General features: G+C 67.3%; 16 protein-coding genes and 3 tRNA genes. 3 read left to right on the top strand and 16 right to left on the bottom strand.

The window, feature by feature from the left end:
- Window positions 1-112 precede the first annotated feature (112 nt).
- The 3 genes from MC375_RS12505 to MC375_RS12495 form a co-directional block, all read right to left on the bottom strand.
- Complete coding sequence (locus MC375_RS12505; RefSeq protein WP_242103718.1) at window positions 113-3064, bottom strand: TonB-dependent receptor; 2952 nt, start codon at window positions 3062-3064, stop codon at window positions 113-115.
- Between the two features lie 115 nt (window positions 3065-3179).
- Window positions 3180-3491 (bottom strand): hypothetical protein, encoded by a 312-nt coding sequence (locus MC375_RS12500; RefSeq protein ID WP_242103717.1) that lies wholly within the window; start codon window positions 3489-3491, stop codon window positions 3180-3182.
- A 258-nt stretch (window positions 3492-3749) separates the two neighbouring features.
- Entirely contained in the window at window positions 3750-4760 is a 1011-nt protein-coding gene (locus MC375_RS12495; protein WP_242103716.1) for a LysR substrate-binding domain-containing protein, read from the bottom strand.
- Between the two features lie 219 nt (window positions 4761-4979).
- Here MC375_RS12495 and MC375_RS12490 point away from each other — a divergent pair, with 219 nt between their 5' ends.
- From MC375_RS12490 to MC375_RS12480, 3 genes are all read left to right on the top strand, one after another.
- Complete coding sequence (locus MC375_RS12490) at window positions 4980-5147, top strand: hypothetical protein (protein WP_242103715.1); 168 nt, start codon at window positions 4980-4982, stop codon at window positions 5145-5147.
- Window positions 5144-6295, top strand: a complete 1152-nt coding sequence (dgoD, locus tag MC375_RS12485; protein ID WP_242103714.1) for a galactonate dehydratase — start codon at window positions 5144-5146, stop codon at window positions 6293-6295. The genes MC375_RS12490 and dgoD overlap by 4 nt, the downstream gene beginning before the upstream one ends.
- Window positions 6296-6391: 96 nt before the next feature.
- Window positions 6392-7276: a 2-dehydro-3-deoxygalactonokinase gene (locus MC375_RS12480; RefSeq protein WP_242103713.1), complete on the top strand. Its 885-nt coding sequence runs from the start codon at window positions 6392-6394 to the stop codon at window positions 7274-7276.
- 57 nt (window positions 7277-7333) lie between these two features.
- On the opposite strand, the gene MC375_RS12475 is transcribed toward MC375_RS12480, so the two are convergent.
- The 13 genes from MC375_RS12475 to MC375_RS12415 form a co-directional block, all read right to left on the bottom strand.
- Window positions 7334-8413 (bottom strand): PQQ-dependent sugar dehydrogenase, encoded by a 1080-nt coding sequence (locus tag MC375_RS12475; protein WP_242103781.1) that lies wholly within the window; start codon window positions 8411-8413, stop codon window positions 7334-7336.
- 539 nt (window positions 8414-8952) lie between these two features.
- The gene (locus MC375_RS12470; RefSeq protein ID WP_242103780.1) at window positions 8953-10524 is read right to left on the bottom strand and encodes an FMN-binding glutamate synthase family protein; all 1572 of its coding nucleotides are present in this window, start codon (window positions 10522-10524) and stop codon (window positions 8953-8955) included.
- Window positions 10525-10630: 106 nt separating this feature from the next.
- Window positions 10631-11911 carry a nucleotide sugar dehydrogenase gene (locus MC375_RS12465; RefSeq protein ID WP_242103712.1) on the bottom strand — a complete coding sequence of 427 codons (1281 nt, stop codon included), beginning with the start codon at window positions 11909-11911 and terminating at the stop codon, window positions 10631-10633.
- A 14-nt stretch (window positions 11912-11925) separates the two neighbouring features.
- Window positions 11926-12012: transfer RNA gene (locus MC375_RS12460), tRNA-Leu, on the bottom strand.
- A 261-nt stretch (window positions 12013-12273) separates the two neighbouring features.
- Window positions 12274-12347 (bottom strand) — tRNA-Cys (locus MC375_RS12455).
- A 135-nt stretch (window positions 12348-12482) separates the two neighbouring features.
- Window positions 12483-12558 (bottom strand) — tRNA-Gly (locus tag MC375_RS12450).
- The gene (gene pgsA, locus MC375_RS12445; protein ID WP_242103711.1) at window positions 12549-13208 is read right to left on the bottom strand and encodes a CDP-diacylglycerol--glycerol-3-phosphate 3-phosphatidyltransferase; all 660 of its coding nucleotides are present in this window, start codon (window positions 13206-13208) and stop codon (window positions 12549-12551) included. Before pgsA ends, MC375_RS12450 begins: the two co-directional genes overlap by 10 nt.
- Entirely contained in the window at window positions 13205-15082 is a 1878-nt protein-coding gene (gene uvrC, locus MC375_RS12440) for an excinuclease ABC subunit UvrC (protein WP_242103710.1), read from the bottom strand. Before uvrC ends, pgsA begins: the two co-directional genes overlap by 4 nt.
- Before the next feature lie 115 nt (window positions 15083-15197).
- Window positions 15198-15656, bottom strand: a complete 459-nt coding sequence (locus MC375_RS12435; protein WP_242103779.1) for a low molecular weight protein-tyrosine-phosphatase — start codon at window positions 15654-15656, stop codon at window positions 15198-15200.
- 4 nt (window positions 15657-15660) lie between these two features.
- The gene (gene kdsB, locus MC375_RS12430) at window positions 15661-16431 is read right to left on the bottom strand and encodes a 3-deoxy-manno-octulosonate cytidylyltransferase (protein WP_242103709.1); all 771 of its coding nucleotides are present in this window, start codon (window positions 16429-16431) and stop codon (window positions 15661-15663) included.
- Entirely contained in the window at window positions 16428-17462 is a 1035-nt protein-coding gene (gene lpxK / locus MC375_RS12425; RefSeq protein WP_242103708.1) for a tetraacyldisaccharide 4'-kinase, read from the bottom strand. Before lpxK ends, kdsB begins: the two co-directional genes overlap by 4 nt.
- On the bottom strand, window positions 17459-19246 hold the full coding sequence (gene msbA, locus MC375_RS12420; protein WP_242103707.1) for a lipid A export permease/ATP-binding protein MsbA: 1788 nt from the start codon (window positions 19244-19246) through the stop codon (window positions 17459-17461). Before msbA ends, lpxK begins: the two co-directional genes overlap by 4 nt.
- Window positions 19243-19698 (bottom strand): biopolymer transporter ExbD, encoded by a 456-nt coding sequence (locus MC375_RS12415; RefSeq protein WP_242103706.1) that lies wholly within the window; start codon window positions 19696-19698, stop codon window positions 19243-19245. The genes msbA and MC375_RS12415 overlap by 4 nt, the downstream gene beginning before the upstream one ends.
- Window positions 19699-19718 lie beyond the last annotated feature (20 nt).

Raw genomic sequence — 19718 nt, 5'->3', positions numbered from 1 at the left:
CGCCAGACTGCCAGGTGGCCCACGATCCGGACATGGTCGTCGACGGTATGGAACGGCCAGACCCAGCGGGCTAGGAAGGGGAGAACGTCTCCCCTTCCCACCGTTCTACACCTCAGAACTGCACGCGCAGTGTCGCCGCATAGCGCGTGTCGTTCACGTACCAGGAAGTGACCCGCCGTCCGCCTCCATTCTGCTCCATGATCGTGCGCTGCTCGGCGTTATTGAGGTTGTTCATCTCCAGGCCGATCTTGACGTTGTCGTTGATGCTGTAGAAGATCGAACCGTCCAGCTGTCCGTACTCGTCGCTGTACACCGGCAGTTTCCAGGCAACGGTTTCGCCAGCGAGGTTGTCGTTGGTGCCGTTGTAGCCGTTGGCGCCGATCCCCAGCAGGTACTCGCTGCGCCAGTTGTAGGCCAGGCGGATCTGCCAGGGGCCCTTCTCGTAGAACGCGGCCACGTTGTAGGAGTTCTTGGACAGGCCGTCGGCCGGCATCTCGCCGTACCTCGAGCCATCGGTATCGACCGGGTCCGCATCCGCTTCGATCGGCACGTCGGTCGAGCTGTCGATGTAGGTGTAGTTCGCCGCGATTCCGAAGCCGTCGAACGGCGCCGGCAGGAAGTCGAAGAACTGGGTCCAGCCGATCTCCGCACCCTGGATGCGCGCGGTGCCGGTGTTGATGGTCTGCGTAACCAGGTACTCGTAGTCGTTGCCGTCGGCGCCCGGATATGTCACCAGCTGCGCCTGGTTGCGGAAGTAGTCCTTGATGTCCTTGTGGAAGAAGTTGACCCAGGCCATGCCGCCCTTGTCCGGATCGAAATACCACTCCAGCGACAGATCGAATTGGTTGGCCTTCATCGGCTCCAGGTAGGGGTTGTCGGTGGAACCGCCTGTCAGGTCCAGACACCCGGCAGGCAAAACCGTCACATCGTCAGCGGGATCATCCGGATCCCCGATTCTGATGTCCTCGCACCTCACCCCACCGACCATGTTGTCGTCATTGACGCTGGCGCTGAGGATTCGGTAGGCCTGCATGTCGCTGAACGCCGGCCGGGCGATGGCCTTGGATGCGGCGAAACGCACGATCAGGTTGTCGATCGGCTCCCAGCGCACGTTCAGGCTGGGCAGCACGTCGGTATAGGAATTGCTGGCGTTGATCGGCTCCGATTCACCGGCACCCAGATACGGCGCAGCGATTTGGCTCGGATAGACCAGGAACCCCTTGGCGGCATTCTCGGTGCGCACCGCGCGCACGCCGACATTGCCGTCCAAACGAATGCTGTCCAGCGCGAAATCCAGCATCGCGTAGGCGGCGGTGGTGCTCTCGTTCTGCACGTTGGTCCACTGCGGATCGCGGATGTTCCGCGGCGTGATCTGCCCATAGCAGCAGCTGTAGTACGGGGTGGCGGCCTCGTGGATGTCCAGATAGCTGCCCGGGAACCCGAGCGCAGTGTCCAGCACGGGCGCGAAGAAGGAGCCCGGTACATTGACATCGCCGCGGTAGAAATTGTCGAAGGTGTTGAGGTGCGTCAGGCTGCCGTTGACTACGTCGTTGAGGTCCAGTCCCGGCAGCGGCTGGTCGCCCGGCAGGGCCCACCACTGCATCCAGGGCTGGAACACCGCTTGCCAGTCGTAGCCGGTATCCCGGCTGGTGGCGGAACGATCGGTCAGGCGCACGCCGAACTTGATCGCACGGAAGAAGCCGTTGTCGAAGCTGTGCTTGAGGTCGGCGCGCCAGGCCAGCTGGTCGGCGACGTTGTCGTCGCGATGGTCCATGGTGAAACCCCAGTAATAGTTGGCGGGGTTTCCCGTGAACTCTTGGTCGATGCCGACCGACGGCGTGCCGCCGGTGAGGTCGACGTCGATATAGGGCACGTTGATGCCGAGCGAGACCGTGGAATCCAGCCTCCGGGTCTCCGCCTTGACGTACTGCAGTTCGGTCGTCAGTTCGGTGCTGTCGGTGAGCGTCCACTTCAGGCCGAGGGAGAAGTCGGTGACCTTGGAGTTGCTGTTCGAGGCGCGGATGTCCGTGCCCATGGGGATATTGCCGTCCTGGACGAGCCGGCCCGAGCGGAACACGCCGCCATCCAGTTCGAACGGCTGGCTGGTGTCGATCCTGACCGCGGTGGGATCGTTGCCGACGAAGATGGCGTCCTCGAACCAGAGCTCGTCGTACCGGCTCTGGAAGCCAGTGGCGTGTAGCTCGACGTCGTCGCTGGGTTGCCATTGCAGGGCGAGGTAGACGCCCTGGCGTTCGCGTTCGAAATCCAGCGTGCGCCAGTCGGCGCCGCGCGGCAGCCAGAGTCGCTCGTTGGTGCCGTCGCCGTCGACATCGGTGTTGTCGGTCTCGAAGAACGGCCGCACGAACATGCCGTCGGTGCGGGTGGCGAGTTCCGAATGCGCGACATCGACCAGGAAGCCGACCTTGCCGAAGTCGGTTTCCCAGTGGTTGCTGTACAGCGCGGAAGCGGACGGCTTGTACTGTTCGGAGAAGTTGCCGTAGTTCTCGCTGACGCTGGCAGCGATCCTCTGGCCGTCGAAGTCGAACGGCTTGAAGGTGCGCAGGTCGACGGTGCCGCCGAGGCCACCCTCGATCATCTCGGCCTTCTGGTTCTTGTACACGTCGACGCCGGCCATCAGTTCTGAGGGCACGTCCTGGAAGCCGATGGAACGGCCACCGTTCGCCGAGAAAGTGTCGCGGCCGTTGAGTTCGGAACGCACCTGGGTCATGCCGCGGACCTGCACGCCGCTGCCTTCGGCGGAGGGGTGTTCCGGATCGCCCGCCGAGAGGAAGCGGTCGATGGTCACGCCGGGGATGCGCGAGAGCGTTTCGGTGACGCTGCGGTCGGGCAGCGCGCCGATGTCCTCCGCGGTGACCGAATCGACAAAGGTATCGGCGTCGCGCTTGATGTCCTGCGCCCGGTAGATGGAACCACGGATGCCGGTCACGATGACCGCGTCGAACTCCTTCACATCCTCGCTGTCCTGCTCGGCGTCGGCAGGAGCCTGGGCCGCCTCCTGCGCGTGCGCGTTGGCGCTGAGGAAGGCGGCAATGGCGAGCGCCATGGCCGAACGCCTCGCCTGGCGGCTGAAACCCTTGTTCGCCCGGCGACTTGCGGGGTGGCTTTGACGGATTGACATGGCTGCTCCCTCCAGAGGAACTGGCGTTGTGTCGAGATGGTTAGTGGCGCGTGGGGAGACTGGTGTTGGAGTAGATCGGCAGGGAGCCGTCTGGCGCGCTGCTGGCGCCATCAATGTCGGGGGCATGGTCCAAACCCGCGGTGTTACCGCTAACAAAATCGCTCGCGGTAGCGAACGCGGAAGACCGCGAGTCGTTCAACTCGCTATGAACCTGGGCCGGGCCGAGGATCGCGAGGAGGTCGACTTCACGGATGCTCCCGATCTGCACACTGGTGAGGCGCTGTAACGGGTCGGAAATGCTGGCGTCGCGCAGCTTTCCGACGGAGCGGCGGCGGCTCTGGCGCGTCGACATGATTGTTCCCTCCCAGGACCCGCAACGATGTCTGGTTGTGGCCGGAGCCTCCCATTGGCTCCGATTGCCGCTTCACGCCGGCTTGCCGATACCCGCTCTCAGGGCGGATTCCCGGTGCCGGATCTTCCGGAATTGCGATGTTCCGCACGACTTTCGAGCCGGAGGATATGCGTCACTCTCATGCCATACCAATGAAATATTCCAACCTAGATATCTTCTTATGGAATAGATTGAGCGCGCCGCGTCGACGCAAGACCCTCAGTCCTCTCCGAGATAGCCCAGCCCCTTGGCCGGACTACGCCGTGTGCCCTGCGGCGGTGGCAGCTCGGCGTACAACCGGCGCGCGGTGACGCGCAGCGCTTCCAGTACCCGTTGCCCCCCCGGGGAAAGTAGATGGTCGCGGCGGCGGACGATACCGAACGATTCGATGCTCACGCCCAGTTCGATCGGCAGCACGGTCAGCATGTTCGCCTGGGTGTACGGCGCGATCGAATCCACCGGCAGCGCGGTCAGCAGATCGCTGGTGCGCAACAGGTTGGTGATGACCGGCAACGCCGAGGTCTCGACGATGTTCTGCGGCCATGGCAGGCCGTGTTCGAGGAACATCGCGTCCATGCGCGAACGCAGCAGGCTGGCCGCAGGCGGCAGGATCCAGCCAAACTCGAGCAGATCGGCATGGTCCAGGCGACGGCGGCGGGTCAACGGGTGGCCTGCGCGTGCGATCAGCGAGTGCGGCTCGTCGGCAAGCGGTTCGAAATCCAGATCTCCCAGCCCGTCGGGCCCAAGGATGCGGCCGACCACCATGTCCAACTGCCCATCGACCAGGCGCGCGACCAGCGGGCGGCTGTAGTCCATTTCCACCCGGATCAGCAGGTCCGGGTACTCGCGCTTTACCGCCGCGATCGCCTGCGGTACCAGGTTGGTACCCGGGTTGACCACGGTGCCGATGGCTGCCTGGCCCATGCGCCCGTTGCGCAGCGCGGCGATCTCGTCGTGCGCCCGGCTGAGCTCGGTCAAGGCGGTGCGCGCATGCCGCACCAGCACCTGGCCGTACCAGGTCGGCTCCACTCCCCGCGCATGGCGCTCGAACAACTTGACCCCGAGCATGCTCTCCATTTCGGCGAGCAGCTTGGACGCCGCCGGCTGGGTCATGCTGGCCGCCTGGGCCGCGCGTAGCACCGAACCGTGTTCGGCCAGCTCCAGCAACAGCGACAACTGCCGCGTTTTCAACCGCGTGGCATTGGCCCAGTTCGTACCGGTCTGACTCATGCCCCGTCCTCAGTATTCTCACGGGGAATATCATATGACGAAAATTTCATTGGTTGAATATAGCTTTACCGCGCATCGTTATGCCCCGATCGCTATGCCTGGCTCCGACAGGCGGGTCCATTGCGGCGACATCGCCGGAATCGATATGCGTTCGCGCCCGGCCCGCTGACAGGCGGCGGCAGACAGGCAACCGTAGATCCAGGGGCAGGAGACACCGGCATGGCCAGGCAGGAAGGCAATACCGATCGCCGCGGCTGCCTGCATGACCATGCGTCCGCGCAGCCGTATTTACATCTCCTGGACGCGGCCAGCCCGGCGGTCCCGGCTGCGCCGCACCAGGCGCGCGGCGACACCTTCGACCAGGCCGACATGGAAGTGACACGATGAAGATCGCCCGCGCAGAAACCTTTCACGCAGCGCCACGCTGGCTGTTCCTCAGGATCGAGACCGACGACGGCGTGGTCGGCTGGGGCGAGCCGATCATCGAGGGCCGTGCCGCGACCGTCGAGGCCGCCGTGCAGGAACTGTGCGAATACCTGATCGGCAAGGATCCCTCTCGCATCAACGACCTGTGGCAGACCCTGTATCGCGGCGGCTTCTACCGCGGTGGTCCGGTGCTGATGAGCGCCATCGCCGGAATCGATCAGGCGCTGTGGGACATCAAGGGCAAGGCCCTGGGCGTGCCGGTGCACGAGTTGCTCGGCGGGCGCGTGCGCGATCGCATGAAGACCTACCGCTGGGTCGGTGGCGACCGGCCCGCGGACATCATCGAGCAGGTGAAAACGCTGAAGGAACTCGGTTACGACACCTTCAAGTTCAACGGCACCGAGGAATTCCGCCCGCTCGACAGCACGCGTGCGGTCGATGCGGCGGTGGAAAAAGTGGCCGAGATCCGCGCCGCGTTCGGCCACTCGATCGACTTCGGCATCGATTTCCATGGCCGGGTCGGCATGCCGATGGCCAAGGTGCTGCTGCGCGAACTCGAACCGCTGCGGCCGCTGTTCGTCGAGGAGCCGGTGCTGCCCGAGCAGTGCGAATACTATCCGCAGCTCGCGGCAGCGACCTCGATCCCGCTGGCCGCCGGCGAGCGCATGTATTCGCGCTTCGACTTCAAACGCGTGTTCGAGCGCGGCGGCCTGGCGATCGTGCAGCCGGACCTGTCGCACGCCGGCGGGATCACCGAATGCGTGAGGATCGCGGCCATGGCCGAGGCCCACGATGTCGCCCTCGCCCCGCACTGCCCGCTGGGTCCGGTGGCGCTGGCAGCCTGCCTGCAGGTCGACTTCGTCGCGTGGAACGCGGTGCTGCAGGAACAAAGCATCGGCATCCACTACAACCACAACGGCGCCGACCTGCTCGACTACGTGCTCAACAAGGACGACTTCGCCTGCGTCGACGGAAGCATTGGCATCCTGCCCGGCCCGGGCCTGGGCGTGGAGATCGACGAGCAGCGGCTACGCGCCGCAGCCGCAGACCCGCCGCACTGGCGCAACCCGGTGTGGCGCCATGCCGACGGCAGCATCGCGGAGTGGTGACGGGATGAGCATGCGCGCAGCGACGGAGTGGCGAGTGGCACCGGCCTATCGCATCCGCCGCGCGCGTTGCTCGCGCCAACCGAGGGGGATCGCTTCGTGATCGCCGTCGACTGGGGCAGCAGCAACCTGCGCGCCTACCGCCTCGGCGCGGACGGCACCATCCTCGAGCAGCGTCGCGCCGACCTGGGCGTACTGTCCTGCGACGGCCGCTTCGCCGAGGTCCTCGCCCGCCAGCTCGATGGCTGGGACGATACGCGCGTGATGATGTGCGGCATGATCGGCGGGCGCGGCGGATGGATGGAAGTGCCGTACGTGGAATGCCCGGCCGGCGAACGCGAGATCGCAGCGGCGATCGTGGCCCTGGAGGGCGGTACGCCCGCCCTGGCCGAGCGCGAGCTGTTGATCGTGCCCGGGATGATCGACCAAACCTCGTCCGAAGTCGCCGACGTGATGCGCGGCGAGGAAACGCAGATCATCGGGCTGCTCGACCGCCTTGGCGACGGCGACCACACCGTGTGTCTTCCCGGCACCCACAGCAAATGGGTCGACATCCGCGGCAGCAACATCGTATCGGTACAGACCACGATGACGGGCGAGGCTTACGCGCTGTTCCGGAACCAGAGCGTGCTGGCCCGGCTGATGGCTGCGGACGAACCACCGCTGCATGTGCCGGCCTTCGATGAAGGCCTGCGCCGCAGCGGCGATGCCGGCGGGCTGCTGCATCATCTTTTCGGCGTGCGCACGATGGCGCTACTCGGCCGCCTGTCGCGCACCCAGTCGCCGTCCTATCTGTCGGGGCTGCTGATCGGCCACGAACTCCGCGGACAGGACCCGCATCCCTCCCGCGTTCACCTGATCGGCAACGATCGCCTGCAGGTCGCTTATGCGCGGGCGCTGGAAGTGTTCGGCATCCAGGTCCAGCGCCATTCGGAGGACCTCGCTGCCGCAGGTCTGCATCGGCTGGCGATGGTCAAGGCCTAGTGCCCAGCCAGGGTGCCATCGATCAGTTGACGTGTCGTTTGCAGTCGCCGGATGGGATCAGCGCGGCGTGAGCTTGAGCAGGCGTGCGTTCGCGCCATCCTCGAGCAGCCAGATGGCGCCGTCAGGCCCCTGCTCGACTTCGCGGATGCGCGCGCCCATCGCGTGGCGCCTGATCTCCTGCGCACCGCCGCTTGCGAATCGAACGCGCACCAGCGCCTGCGAGGCCAGGCCACCGATGAACCCTTCGCCGCGGAAATAGGGAAAGAGGCTGCCGCTGTAAATGATGAAGCCCGAGGGCGCGATCACCGGCGTCCACCATGCTTCGGGCGCGTTGAACTCCGGACGCGTCGAGTGATCGGGAATCGGGGTGCCGTCGTAGTGATCGCCATTGGAAACGATCGGCCACCCGTAGTTGCTGCCGCGTTCGATCCGGTTGAGCTCGTCGCCGCCGGCCGGTCCCATCTCGTGGGTCCATAGCGTTCCGCCCGCATCGAATGCAATTCCCAGCAGATTGCGGTGGCCCAGACTCCAGACCTGCGCGGCGATGCCCCCCTGGGCGGCGAATGGATTGTCCGACGGAACCGAGCCGTCGGCGTTGAGCCGCAGCACCTTGCCCAGGTTCTGCTGCAGGTCCTGCGCCGGATCGAACTTCTGGCGGTCGCCGGAGGTGATCCACAACTTGCCCTCGCGCCCGAATGCGATGCGATGGCTGTAATGGCCGTAGCCGGTCACCTTGGGTGCCTGCCGCCACACCACTTGCAGCCCCGCAAGGCTGCCGCCATTGCCGCTGGAATCCAGATCCAGGCGCGCACGCACCACGACGGCGCCACGGGTGTCGTTCGCCCCGGCCTCCACGTAGCTGAGATAGACCAGGTGGTTGCTGGCAAACTGCGGATGCAGCACCACGTCCCCCAGCCCCCCCTGACCACCATAGGCAACTGCAGGGACGCCCCGGATCTCGCCGGTCGCCCGGGCCGCGACGTCGAAAAGCCGCAGATGCCCGGTCTTCTCCGTCACCAACAAGCGTCCGTCGGGAAGGAATGTCATCGCCCACGGTTCGGTGAATCGGCCCACTTCGCGCGCGACGAAGGGCGGATCGGGAACACGGAACGCCTGTTGGGGTCCGCCGGTGCGCATCGTCTGGACCGCCGTGGCCGCGGCGGACGGCGCTCCAATCGAATCCATGTCGGCTGTACTGCCTCGAACCACCCTGCCTGAGACGAACAAGGTGCTTGGCGCAGTCCGATCGCGCGCGGCCGACTGCCGATCGCTGTTGCGCTCCTGGATCCCTGCGCTGCAGGCCGCAAGCAGCAGGATGAGGGTAGCGGGGGCGAGCCTCCAGACCATGGCGACATCACGGCTGCTCGGGGGAGGCAGTATCCATACCACGATCGGCGTGCATGGGTTGCCACGAATCTGCCATCGCCATGCCGTGCCGATCGACGGTCATGGAATGACGTGGGCAACGCCGCCAGGCTTTCGCTGGGCACGTCACACGTGCGCGCAACAGCCGCGTCCGCGCGGAGCGCGACGGCATTCTGTATCCGCGATGGCTCCTGTAGGAACGCCTCTCAAGCGCGACCGAGACCGATGCCGCACCTTCGGTCGCGCCGAAGCGGCGCTCCTACAACGACGTGCCCCAGACGCAGATCGCTAGCTGCGCCTGAAAGGCGCTCCTACAAGGATTTGGCCAGACGCAGGGCGCCCACCTTCTCCGGTGCGGCGAAGCTGTCGCTGCGCGCATCGGCCCAGAACTCCTGGAACACGGCATGCCTGGGAACCCGGTCCAGCAGTTCACCGGGCTGCAGATACGTATAGAGCGCCGCGAGCGAGCGGATCTCGACCGGCGACACGCGCCGCAGGATGTGCTCGGGCCCCAGCTGCTGCGGATGCTCCAGCCCCGCTGCGCACAGCAGGTCACGCAGTGCCTTGAGCGTGTTCTCGTGGAACTGGAACACACGCGTCGCCTTGTCGGGCACATCGAGCTTGCGCCAGCGTCCGGGGTTCTGCGTGGCCACGCCGGTCGGGCACTTGTCGGTGTGGCAGGCCTGCGACTGGATGCAGCCCAGCGAGAACATGAAGCCACGCGCCGAGTTGCACCAGTCCGCGCCCAGGGCGATGGTCCGGGCGATGTCGAACGCGCTGACGATCTGCCCGGCCGCGCCGAGCTTGATCCGGTCGCGCAGGCCCAGGCCGACCAGGGTGTTATGCACGAGCAGCAGGCCCTCGTGCATCGGCACGCCGACATGGTCGATGAATTCCGCCGGAGCCGCCCCGGTACCGCCCTCGGCGCCGTCGACCACGATGAAGTCCGGCAGCAGCCCGGTCTCGCGCATCGCCTTGGCGATCCCGAACCATTCCCAGGGGTGGCCGATGGCCAGCTTGAAACCCGCGGGTTTGCCGCCGGACAGTTCGCGCATGCGCGCGATGAACTCGAGCAATCCCACCGGCGTGTCGAACACGCTATGCCGCGCCGGCGATACGCAGTCCACCCCGATCGGCACGCCGCGGGTTTCCGCGATCTCACGCGTGACCTTCGCCGCCGGCAGCACTCCGCCATGACCCGGCTTGGCGCCCTGGGACAGCTTCAGCTCCACCATCTTCACCTGCGGGTCGCGCGCCACCGCAGCGAAGCGCTCCGCGCTGAAACTGCCGTCGGCGTTGCGACAGCCGAAGTAGCCCGAACCGATTTCCCAGACGATGTCGCCCCCATGCTCCCGGTGATACGGGGAGAGCGAGCCCTCGCCAGTGTCGTGGTAGAAGCGGCCACGCCTGGCGCCGGCATTGAGTGCACGGATCGCGCTGGCCGAAAGCGAACCGAAGCTCATCGCGGAGATGTTGAACACGCTGACCGAGTACGGTTGCGCGCAGCCCTCGCCCACCAGGATGCGGAAGTCGTGGCGATCGCCCGGCACCGGCGCCATCGAATGGTTGATCCATTCGTAGTCCACGCCATAGGGATTGAGCTCGCTGCCGAACGGCACCGTGTCCTGCACCGACTTGCTGCGCTGGTAGACCAGCGCGCGCTGCTCTCGCGAGAACGGCGCCTTCTCGATGTCGGCCTGGATGAAGTACTGGCGGATTTCCGGCCCGATCGATTCCAGGCCGTAACGAAAGTGAGCGAGGATCGGATAGTTGCGGCGCAGCGTGCTCCGGCGCTGCAGCAGATCCCAGCTCCCCACCAGCGCCAGCGCCGCGGAGATCACGGCTACCACCGCCCACCCATCGCGGCCGCGCCACCACAGCATGCCCAGCGATACCAGCAGGGCGGTCACGCTCAGCACGTACACGGCATAGCGCAGCGTCCCCGAGTCCAGCGGGAAACGGGGCAGATGCCGCAGCCGTGCCTTCATTTCATAGCCGTCCGTCGACGGTGTCTTTGGGGAAGATGCTCTTGATGTCGTAAACCACGACGTCGGGCTGGCCCAGTCGGCGCACGCCCTCGATCCCGAGCGCGCGGTACTGGTCGTGCGCCACCGCCAGCAGGACGGCGTCGTAATCGGCCTGGTGCGGCAGCGTGCCCAGCAGTTCGATCCCGTATTCGTGCCGGGTCTGTTCCGGATCGGCCCACGGGTCGTGGATGTCGACCTTCGCACCGTACTGTTCGAACTCCCGCGCAAGTTCCACCACGCGCGTGTTGCGCAGGTCGGGGCAGTTCTCCTTGAAAGTGAGGCCCAGGATCAGGATCCGCGCATCGGACAGCGAGATGCGTTTCTGGATCATCCGCTTGATCACCGACGCGGCCACGTGGCGGCCCATCGAATCGTTGATCCGGCGCGAGGCCATCAGGATGTCCGGGTAGTAGCCCAGCGACTGCGATTTCTGGATCAGGTAGTAAGGATCCACGCCGATGCAATGCCCGCCCACCAGGCCGGGTCGGAACGGCAGGAAGTTCCACTTGGTCTCGGCCGCCTCCAGCACATCGTGGGTGTCGATGCCAAGGCGCTGGAAGATCAGCGCAAGCTGGTTAATCAGGGCGATGTTGACGTCGCGCTGGGTGTTCTCGATGACCTTCGCCGCCTCGGCCACCTTCAGGCTGGATGCCTTGTGGGTGCCGGCGCGGATGATGCTCGAATACAGCGCGTCGATGAAATCCGCCGCTTCCGGCGTCGAGCCGGAGGTGACCTTGGGGATGTCCGGCAGCCGGCGCAGCTTGTCGCCGGGATTGATGCGCTCGGGGCTGTAGCCCACGAAGAAATCCTGGTTGAAGCGCAGGCCCGAGACGCGCTCGAGTTCCGGAACGCAGATCTCCTCGGTGGCACCGGGGTACACGGTCGACTCGTACACCACCACGTCGCCCGGCTTGAGCATCGCGCCGATGGTGCCGCTGGCCTTCACCAGCGGCGACAAGTCGGGCCGCTTGTGCTCGTCGACCGGCGTGGGCACGGTGACGATGTAGACATTGCGATCGCGCAGCGCCTGTGGGTCGGCGCTCAACTGCAGGCGGGTGGCCGCGGCGATCTCGGCCGGCTCGCACTCGCCGTTGCTGTCGTTGCCCTGCTGCAGGCGGCCCACCCGCGCCTCATCGATGTCGAAGCCGAGCGTCTCGTAGCGCTTGCCGAATTCGACCGCCAGCGGCAGCCCCACGTAGCCCAGGCCGATCACGGCGACGCGGGCATCTTCTAGCTTGAGCATGCTGTTCCTTGGATTGGTGCCCGGAGTCGGGATCGAACCGACATGGCCTTGCGGCCGAGGGATTTTAAGTCCCTTGCGTATACCAGTTTCGCCATCCGGGCGGTGCGGGACATAGGGTGCCTGACGCGGGCCGGGGAAGAAACCGGCCATGAATCCGCCCATGACGGAGAGGACCAGCCCGCCCAGGCAGTCGACCGCAGATCAAGTGGCCACAAACACGAACCCCGGCCGCGCCGCGATCAACCTCCGCCGTGACTGCCTTCGCGCCGCCGCAGCGGCCCTGGAAACCCGCCAGCCCATGCTTCAAAAGGAAAACCCGGCCGAAGCCGGGTTTAGCGTGCGCGCGAGGCAATCGCGCGAATTGGAGGCCGAGGTCGGAATTGAACCGGCGTACGCGGATTTGCAGTCCGCTGCATAACCACTCTGCCACCCGGCCGGTGACTGCTTCATTCTTTCACATCGCGTCGCCGGATGGGCCGGCGATGGGCATGAAAAACCCCGGATCGCCCGGGGTCTGGTTCCCTGGAACACTGGCCTGACTCGGCCGCAATGCGTTCAGGGAGGAACATCTTGGAGCGGGAAACGAGACTCGAACTCGCGACCCCGACCTTGGCAAGGTCGTGCTCTACCAACTGAGCTATTCCCGCGAAAGAGGCGAGATTTTAGCGTCTGCCTGCGAACTGTCAACCTTGTGCAGGTCGACCGCGTGACCTTCCCCCGCCCTGAGCACCGGCCACGCGGCGCGCAGGTATTCGTAACCCGACCACAACGTCAGCAGCGCGGCCGCCGCCAGCAGCCAGTCGCCGATCTGGAATACCACCCCGCCCATCCAGGGCTCGGGTTGCGGTGGCTTGGCCGGCACGATGGCGTACAGCAGGCAGCTGATCGCCACCATCTGCACGATGGTCTTGATCTTGCCGATGGCCGCCACCTGCACCCGCGCGCGCTGCCCCAGCTCGGCCATCCATTCGCGCAGCGCCGACACCGCGATCTCGCGGCCGACGATGACCGAGGCCCAGAACGCCATCCAGGCGGTCGGATGCCCCTGCACGATCAGGAACAGGGCGCTGGCGACCATCAGTTTGTCGGCGACGGGATCCAGAAAGGCGCCGAACGCCGAATACTGGTGATAGCGCCGGGCGATCCAGCCGTCCAGCCAGTCGGTGAGTGCGGCCAGGATGAACACCGCCGCACTGGCGAAGTTGGTCCACTTGAACGGCAGGTAGAACACCAGCACCAGCACCGGAATCATCACGATCCGGGCCAGCGTGAGCATGGTGGGTACCGTCAGCTTCATTGCGTTCCGAGGTCGGGCTGGGTGCCGGGCAACCCGTGCAGTGTCGCGTAAATCCGCTGCGCGAGGGCGGCATTGACGCCTTCGACACGGGCGATTTCCTCGATGCCGGCGGCCTTGAGGCCAACCAGGCCGCCGAAATGCTTGAGCAGGCTGGCGCGCCGGCGCGGTCCGATGCCGGGGATGTCCTCCAGCCGGCTGCTGCTGCGCGCCTTCTGCCGCCGGCCGCGATGGCCGGTGATGGCGAAGCGGTGCGCCTCGTCGCGGACCTGCTGGATCAGCTGCAGGCCCGGCGACTGCGCGCCGGGCCGCAGTTCGCGCCCTGGCTGCCCATTCACGCCCGGCAGCAGCAGCGTTTCGTGGCCGGCGCGGCGCTCCTCGCCCTTGGCCACGCCCACCACCGTCACATCGTTCACGCCGAGGTCGGCCAGCACCGCATTGGCCTGCGCCACCTGCCCCGCCCCGCCGTCGATCAGCAGCACATCGGGCAGCACGCCGTCCTCCTCCACCGCGCGCCGGAAGCGGCGGTCCAGCGCCTGGTGCATGGCGGCGTAGTCGTCGCCCGGCTCGATCCCGGCAATGTTGAAGCGCCGGTACTGGCTGCGCACCGGGCCGTTGGCATCGAAGACCACGCACGAGGCGACCGTCGCCTCGCCCATGGTGTGGCTGATGTCGAAACATTCGATCCGCTGCGCCGGCGCTTCCAGCCCCAGCAATGCGCGCAGGTCCTCCGCGCGCGCCGCCTGCGCGGCATGGCTGCTGATTTCGCTGGCCAGCGACAGCTCGGCGTTGCGCCGCGCAAGATCCAGATAGCCGGCGCGGTCGCCGCGCACGCTGGTCTTGATCGAGACCTTGCGCCCCGCCGCGTCCGACAGCGCCTGCTCGAGCAGCTCGAGATCGGCGATCTCGCGATCCAGCACGATCTCGCGCGGCGCCGGCAGCTCGGCGTAGTACTGCGACACGAAGGCCGACAGCACTTCCTGGGCGCTCTCCTCGCCATTGGTCCTGGGGAAGAAGCTGCGCGTGCCCAGGTTGCGCCCGTCGCGGAAGGCCAGCAGCAGCACACAGGCAGCGCTGCCCTGCATGGCGACAGCCAGGACGTCGAGCTCGGCGGCCTTGCCGTCCACGTACTGGCGCGCCTGGATCTTGCGCAGGGTCGCGACCATGTCGCGCAGGCGCGCTGCCTGTTCGAAATCCAGCCGCCCAGCGGCCGCTTCCATCTCCTGCCCGAGTTCGGCGTTGAGCTCATCGCTGCGCCCTTCGAGGAACAACGCGGCCCGTCGCACCGCATCGGCATATTCGCCCGCCTCCACCAGCCCCACGCACGGCGCGCTGCAACGTCCGATCTGGTACTGCAGGCAGGGGCGGGAGCGATTGCGGAACACGCTGTCCTCGCAGCTGCGCAACTTGAACAGCTTGTGCATCATGCCCAGCGTCTCGCGCACGGCACCCGCGCCCGGATACGGGCCGAAGTAACGCCCCGGCATGCTGCGCCCGCCGCGATGGAACGCGATCCGCGGCCACTGCTCGTCGGTCAGCAGCACATAGGGATAGCTCTTGTCGTCGCGCAGCATCACGTTGTAGCGCGGGCGGTGCGCCTTGATCAGCTGGTTTTCCAGCAGCAGCGCCTCGCCTTCGGTGCGGGTGACCGTGACCTCCATGGATGCGGTCTGGGCCAGCATGGCCTGGGTGCGCGGCCCCTTGGGGGCGCTGTTGAAGTAGCTGGCGACGCGCTTCTTCAGCGCACCGGCCTTGCCCACGTACAGCACGCCGCCATCGGCCGCGAGCATGCGGTAGACGCCAGGCGCGGTGCTCAGGCCGCGGACGAAGGCCTTGCCATCGAAGACGGGGGTAGTGGCGGGCTTGGCGACGCTCATACGCGGCCATTATCCCGCAGGATCGAATGCGGGTCGGCGCGACGACGTCGATGCGTCGTCGACTCGGCCTGCGGGGAGGCGACGCATGCCTGCGCACGCGTCGGGGGCGCGGCGGCTACCGGGACAAACGGCCAACGATGGCCCGCGCCATGCCGTCGGCCAGTTCCCAGGCATAGTCGAACTCGGGCGTCCCGCCTGTATATGGGTCCGGGATCTCCACCTCGCCCTGCCCTGCGTAGGCCGACAGCAGCATGCAGCGTTCGCGCGCGCCATCGGGTGCGAGGGCGGCCGTCTCGCGCAAGGTGCTGCGATCGGCGCACAGGATGTAGTCGAACGCCTCGAAGTCGCGGCGCGACAGCTGCCGGCCGCGCAGGCCGGCGATGTCGACGTTGTTGCGCGCCGCGCAGGCGATGGCGCGGCGATCGGGCGGCTGACCCACGTGCCACTCGCCGGTGCCCACCGAATCGACTTCCACCACCTCGTCCAAACCGGCTTCGCGCAGACGCGCACGCAGCGCGCCCTCGGCCATCGGCGAACGGCAGATGTTGCCCAGGCAGACCACCAGCAGGCGCAGCGTCTCAGCCATGCGTCCCGGCCAGCCGTGCCTCGGCGCGCGCCAGGTCTTCGGGTGTGTCCACGCCGGGTGGAAAGGGTTCCGGGGTCAGGTCGACCGCGATCCGCCAGCCCGCTTCCAGCGCGCGCAGCTGTTCCAGCGACTCGAGCCGCTCCAGCCGTCCCGGCGGCAGGCGCGTGAACGCGCGCAGCGCGCCGGCACGGTAGCCGTAGATGCCGATATGGCGCAGGCATTCGCCCGGTTCCACCGCTGCTCGATCGTACGACCAGGCATCGCGATGCCACGGCACCGGCGCGCGGCTGAAATACAGCGCGTCGCCGGCTGCGTTGCGCACCAGCTTGACCGCATCGGGATCGAACATCGTTTCCGGATCGAGGATCGGCGCGGCCAGCGTGGCCATCGGCGCGCCGCTCGAGGCGACCAGCTCGGCCACGCGGCGGATGCCGCTGGCCGGGGCGAAAGGCTCGTCGCCCTGCAGGTTGACCACGATGGCATCGTCGTTCCAACTCGCGAGATCCGCGCATTCGGCCAGGCGATCGCTGCCCGACGCGTGCGCCGGCGAGGTCATCGCGATGCGCACGCCCGAGCCTTCCAGCGCCCGGACGATCCGCTCGTCATCGGCCGCGACCCAGACCTCGCGCGCGCCGGCGGCCAGCGCGCGGCGCGCCACGTGCAGCACGAGCGGCTCGCCGCCGAGCGGCCGCAGCGGTTTGCCCGGCAGGCGCGTGGCGGCGTAGCGCGCGGGGATGGCGACGACGAATTCGGGCGCGTTCATGGCGCGGCGGGGCGCGCGTGTCGCACGCGATCGAGCAACGCCACCCAAAATGCCTCCGGAAGCTGCGCCTCCACCGGAACGGCATAGTGGCGATCGCTGGCGAAGCCGGTGCACTTGACCGCGTCCTTCTCGGTCATCAGCACCGGCAGGTCGCTGCCGAACTGCAGGTCCTCGGCGACGTAGGCGTGATGGTCGGCGAACGCATGCGGCACCACGCCGATACCCAGCGCGCGCAGCATGGCGAAGAAGCGTTCGGGGTCGCCGATGCCGGCCACGGCATGCACGCGCTGGCCGGCGAACGCCGAGAGCGGGCGGGCGCGCACGCCGACCAGCGGCATCGCGCGTTCGGCGTGCAGGCGCATCGGCCATTCACCGAAGCCCGCGTCGTCCGGCGTATCGGCCTCCGCCGGCGACGTGGCCAGGTTGACGACCCTGAAATCACATTCCGCGCCACGCGCGGGCGGCTCGCGCAGCGGTCCGGCCGGCAGCATCAGGCCGTTGCCGTAGCGCCGGCGTCCATCGATCACTTCGATCTCGAGATCGCGCGCCAGGCGGTAATGCTGCAGGCCGTCATCGCAGACCACCACGTCGCAACCCGCATCGATCAGCGCCCTGCCCGCAGCCACCCGATCGCGATCCGCACGCACTTTCATCCCGGTGCGCCGGGCCACGAGCACCGGTTCATCGCCGCCCTCGGCAGGATCGGTGCGCGCGTCGACCCAGAGCGGTCGCGTCTCGTCGCGGCGTCCGTAGCCACGGGTGGCGACACCGGGCGTGAACCCCTCGTCGCGCAGGCGCTCGACGATGGCGATGGTGAGCGGAGTCTTGCCGCTGCCGCCAGCGATCAGGTTGCCGACCACCAGCACCGGCCGGCCGATGCGGATGCGCCTGCGCCAGCCGCGCGCGAACAGGTCGCGTCGCAGCGCGACGGCGCGCGCGTACGCCTGCGACAGGACGCGCGCGCCCAGCGGCACGCCGATGCCGGCGTCGAACCAGTAGCCGGGCGTGCGGGCCTTGCGCTGCGGACTCATGCCGGCGCGCCGTCGTCGGCTTCCGCTGCGGGCGGCTGGTCGCGGAACTGGCTGCGGTGCAGGTGCGCATACAGCCCACCGCGTGCGAGCAGCTCCTGCGGCGTGCCCTGCTCCACCAGGCGTCCGTGATCGAGCACCAGCACCTGGTCGGCGTGCTCGATCGTCGAAAGTCGGTGCGCGATCACCAGGGTGGTGCGATCCGGCATCAGCCGGTCCAGCGCGTCCTGGACCAGGCGTTCGGATTCGTTGTCGAGCGCGGCGGTGGCCTCGTCCAGGATCAGGATCGGCGCGTCCTTGAGCATGGCCCGCGCGATGGCCAGGCGCTGGCGCTGGCCACCCGACAGTCGCGCACCGCTGATGCCGATGTCGGACTGCAGGCCCTCGGGCATGCGTTCGACGAATTCCATCGCATTCGCCGCGCGCACCGCATCCGCGAGCACAGACTCGTCCGCGCTGCGCATTTCGCCATAGGCCACGTTGGTCGCCACGCTGCCGTCGAACAGCATGACCTGCTGTCCGACCAGTGCGATCTGCCGGCGCAGGTCGGCCAGGCGGTAATCCTGCAGGGGAAAGCCGTCGAGCAGGATCTGCCCGCCGGCGACCTCGTAGAACCGGGGGATCAGCTTCACCAGGGTCGACTTGCCGCTGCCCGAGCGGCCGACGATGGCGGTGACGGTGCCGGGGCGCGCGGTGAAGCTGACGTCCTGCAGCGCCGGTGCGCCTTCGCCCTGGTAGCGCGCGTCGACATTGCGGAATTCGATCAGCCCCTGCGCGCGATCGAGCGTGCGCGTGCCGTGGTCGGCTTCCTCTTCCGAATCCAGGATCCCGAACAGGCGCTCGGCCGAGGCCACACCCCGCTGCAGCATGTTCTGCACGTTGGTCAGCTGCTTGATCGACGGGATGATCGCGATCATCGCGGTCATCAGGGTGACGAAACCGCCCGCCGACAGCCTGCCGGCGCTGGCCTCGTGCCCTGCGGCCAGCACCAGCACCGCCAGGCCCACCGCGCCCATCAGCTGGACCAGGGCCGAGGAAATGCTGCGGGTGGATTCGACCTTCAGCGCGAGCTTGCGGTGGTTGTCGGCGATGGCGGCATAGCGGTCGAACTCCACCTCCTGCGCGCCGTACACCTTGACTTCCTGCTGCCCGCCGAGCGACTGGTTGGCGGTCTGCATCAGCCGCGCGGAGCTTTCCTGGATGCGATGGCTGAAGCGCCGGTAGCGCTTGCCCACCTTGCCCATCACCCAGGCCAGCGGCGGTGCCAGCAGCAGCACCACCAGGGTCACCTGCCAGCTGGTCCAGAGCATCACCACCAGCGCCGCGATCACCTGGAAGGACTGCTGCAGCATCACCTTGGCCGCGTCGATCGCCGCCTGCGCGACGTGGTCGCTGTCGGTGCCCAGGCGCACCAGCATCGAGGTCACCGGTTCGGAATCGAAGCGCAGCCCAGGCAGGCGCAGATACTTGCCGAAGACCTGCACGCGCATGTCGCGGGCGATGCCGCGCCCGGCCCGGGCCATGTTGTAGTCGGCCACGTAGCCGGCGATGCCGCGCACCACGAACAGGCCCACGATCGCCAGCGGCATCCAGTAGGCCGGCCCCTTGCTGCCGGCGACGAAGGTGTCGTCGATCAGCGGCTGCATCAGCTTGGTGAACGCACCGCCGGCAGCTGCCTCGAGCGCCATGCCCAGCAGCGCGAACCAGAGCAGGCCGCGGTAACCGCGGGCGAAGCCCAGCAGTCGGCGATAGACCGGCCAGGCGCGGTCGCTGGCGGGCTTGCTCAACGCGGGCTCCGGGGCGGTGCGTTTGCGCTGGCGGCCGCAGCCTCGGGCGCGGTGGCATTGGCGATCCGGCGGAAGCCGAGCTGGCCGAGCGCATCGTAGGCGGTGATCACCGCCTGCCAGGGCGTGCGCGCATCGGCCCGGATCAGCACGGTGCGGTCGCGATCGTCGCCCGCCACTTCGGCGATGCTGCGCTTGAGCGAATCCACGTCGGTCTGCAGCACTTCGCGATCGCCCACGAAATAGCGGCCGTCGGCATTGATCAGCAAGCTCAAGGGCTTGGCCTGCGCTTCGTTCGGCTCGCCTTCGGCGCGCGGCAGTTCCAGCTTCAGCACCGAGCGTGCGTCGAAGGTCGTCGTGATCACGAAGAAAATGATCAGGCACAGCACCACGTCGATCAGCGGGATCAGGTTGATCTCGGGTTCGTCGTCGGCGCGGAAATCGCGGATGCGCATACGTCAGTGACCCTAGTCCC

The sequence above is a fragment of the Lysobacter sp. M2-1 genome, assembly GCF_022662495.1.
Taxonomy (GTDB): domain Bacteria; phylum Pseudomonadota; class Gammaproteobacteria; order Xanthomonadales; family Xanthomonadaceae; genus JAKPBU01.
The sequence above is the reverse complement of the archived record's forward strand: the minus strand, read 5'-3'. Positions and strand labels throughout refer to the sequence as shown.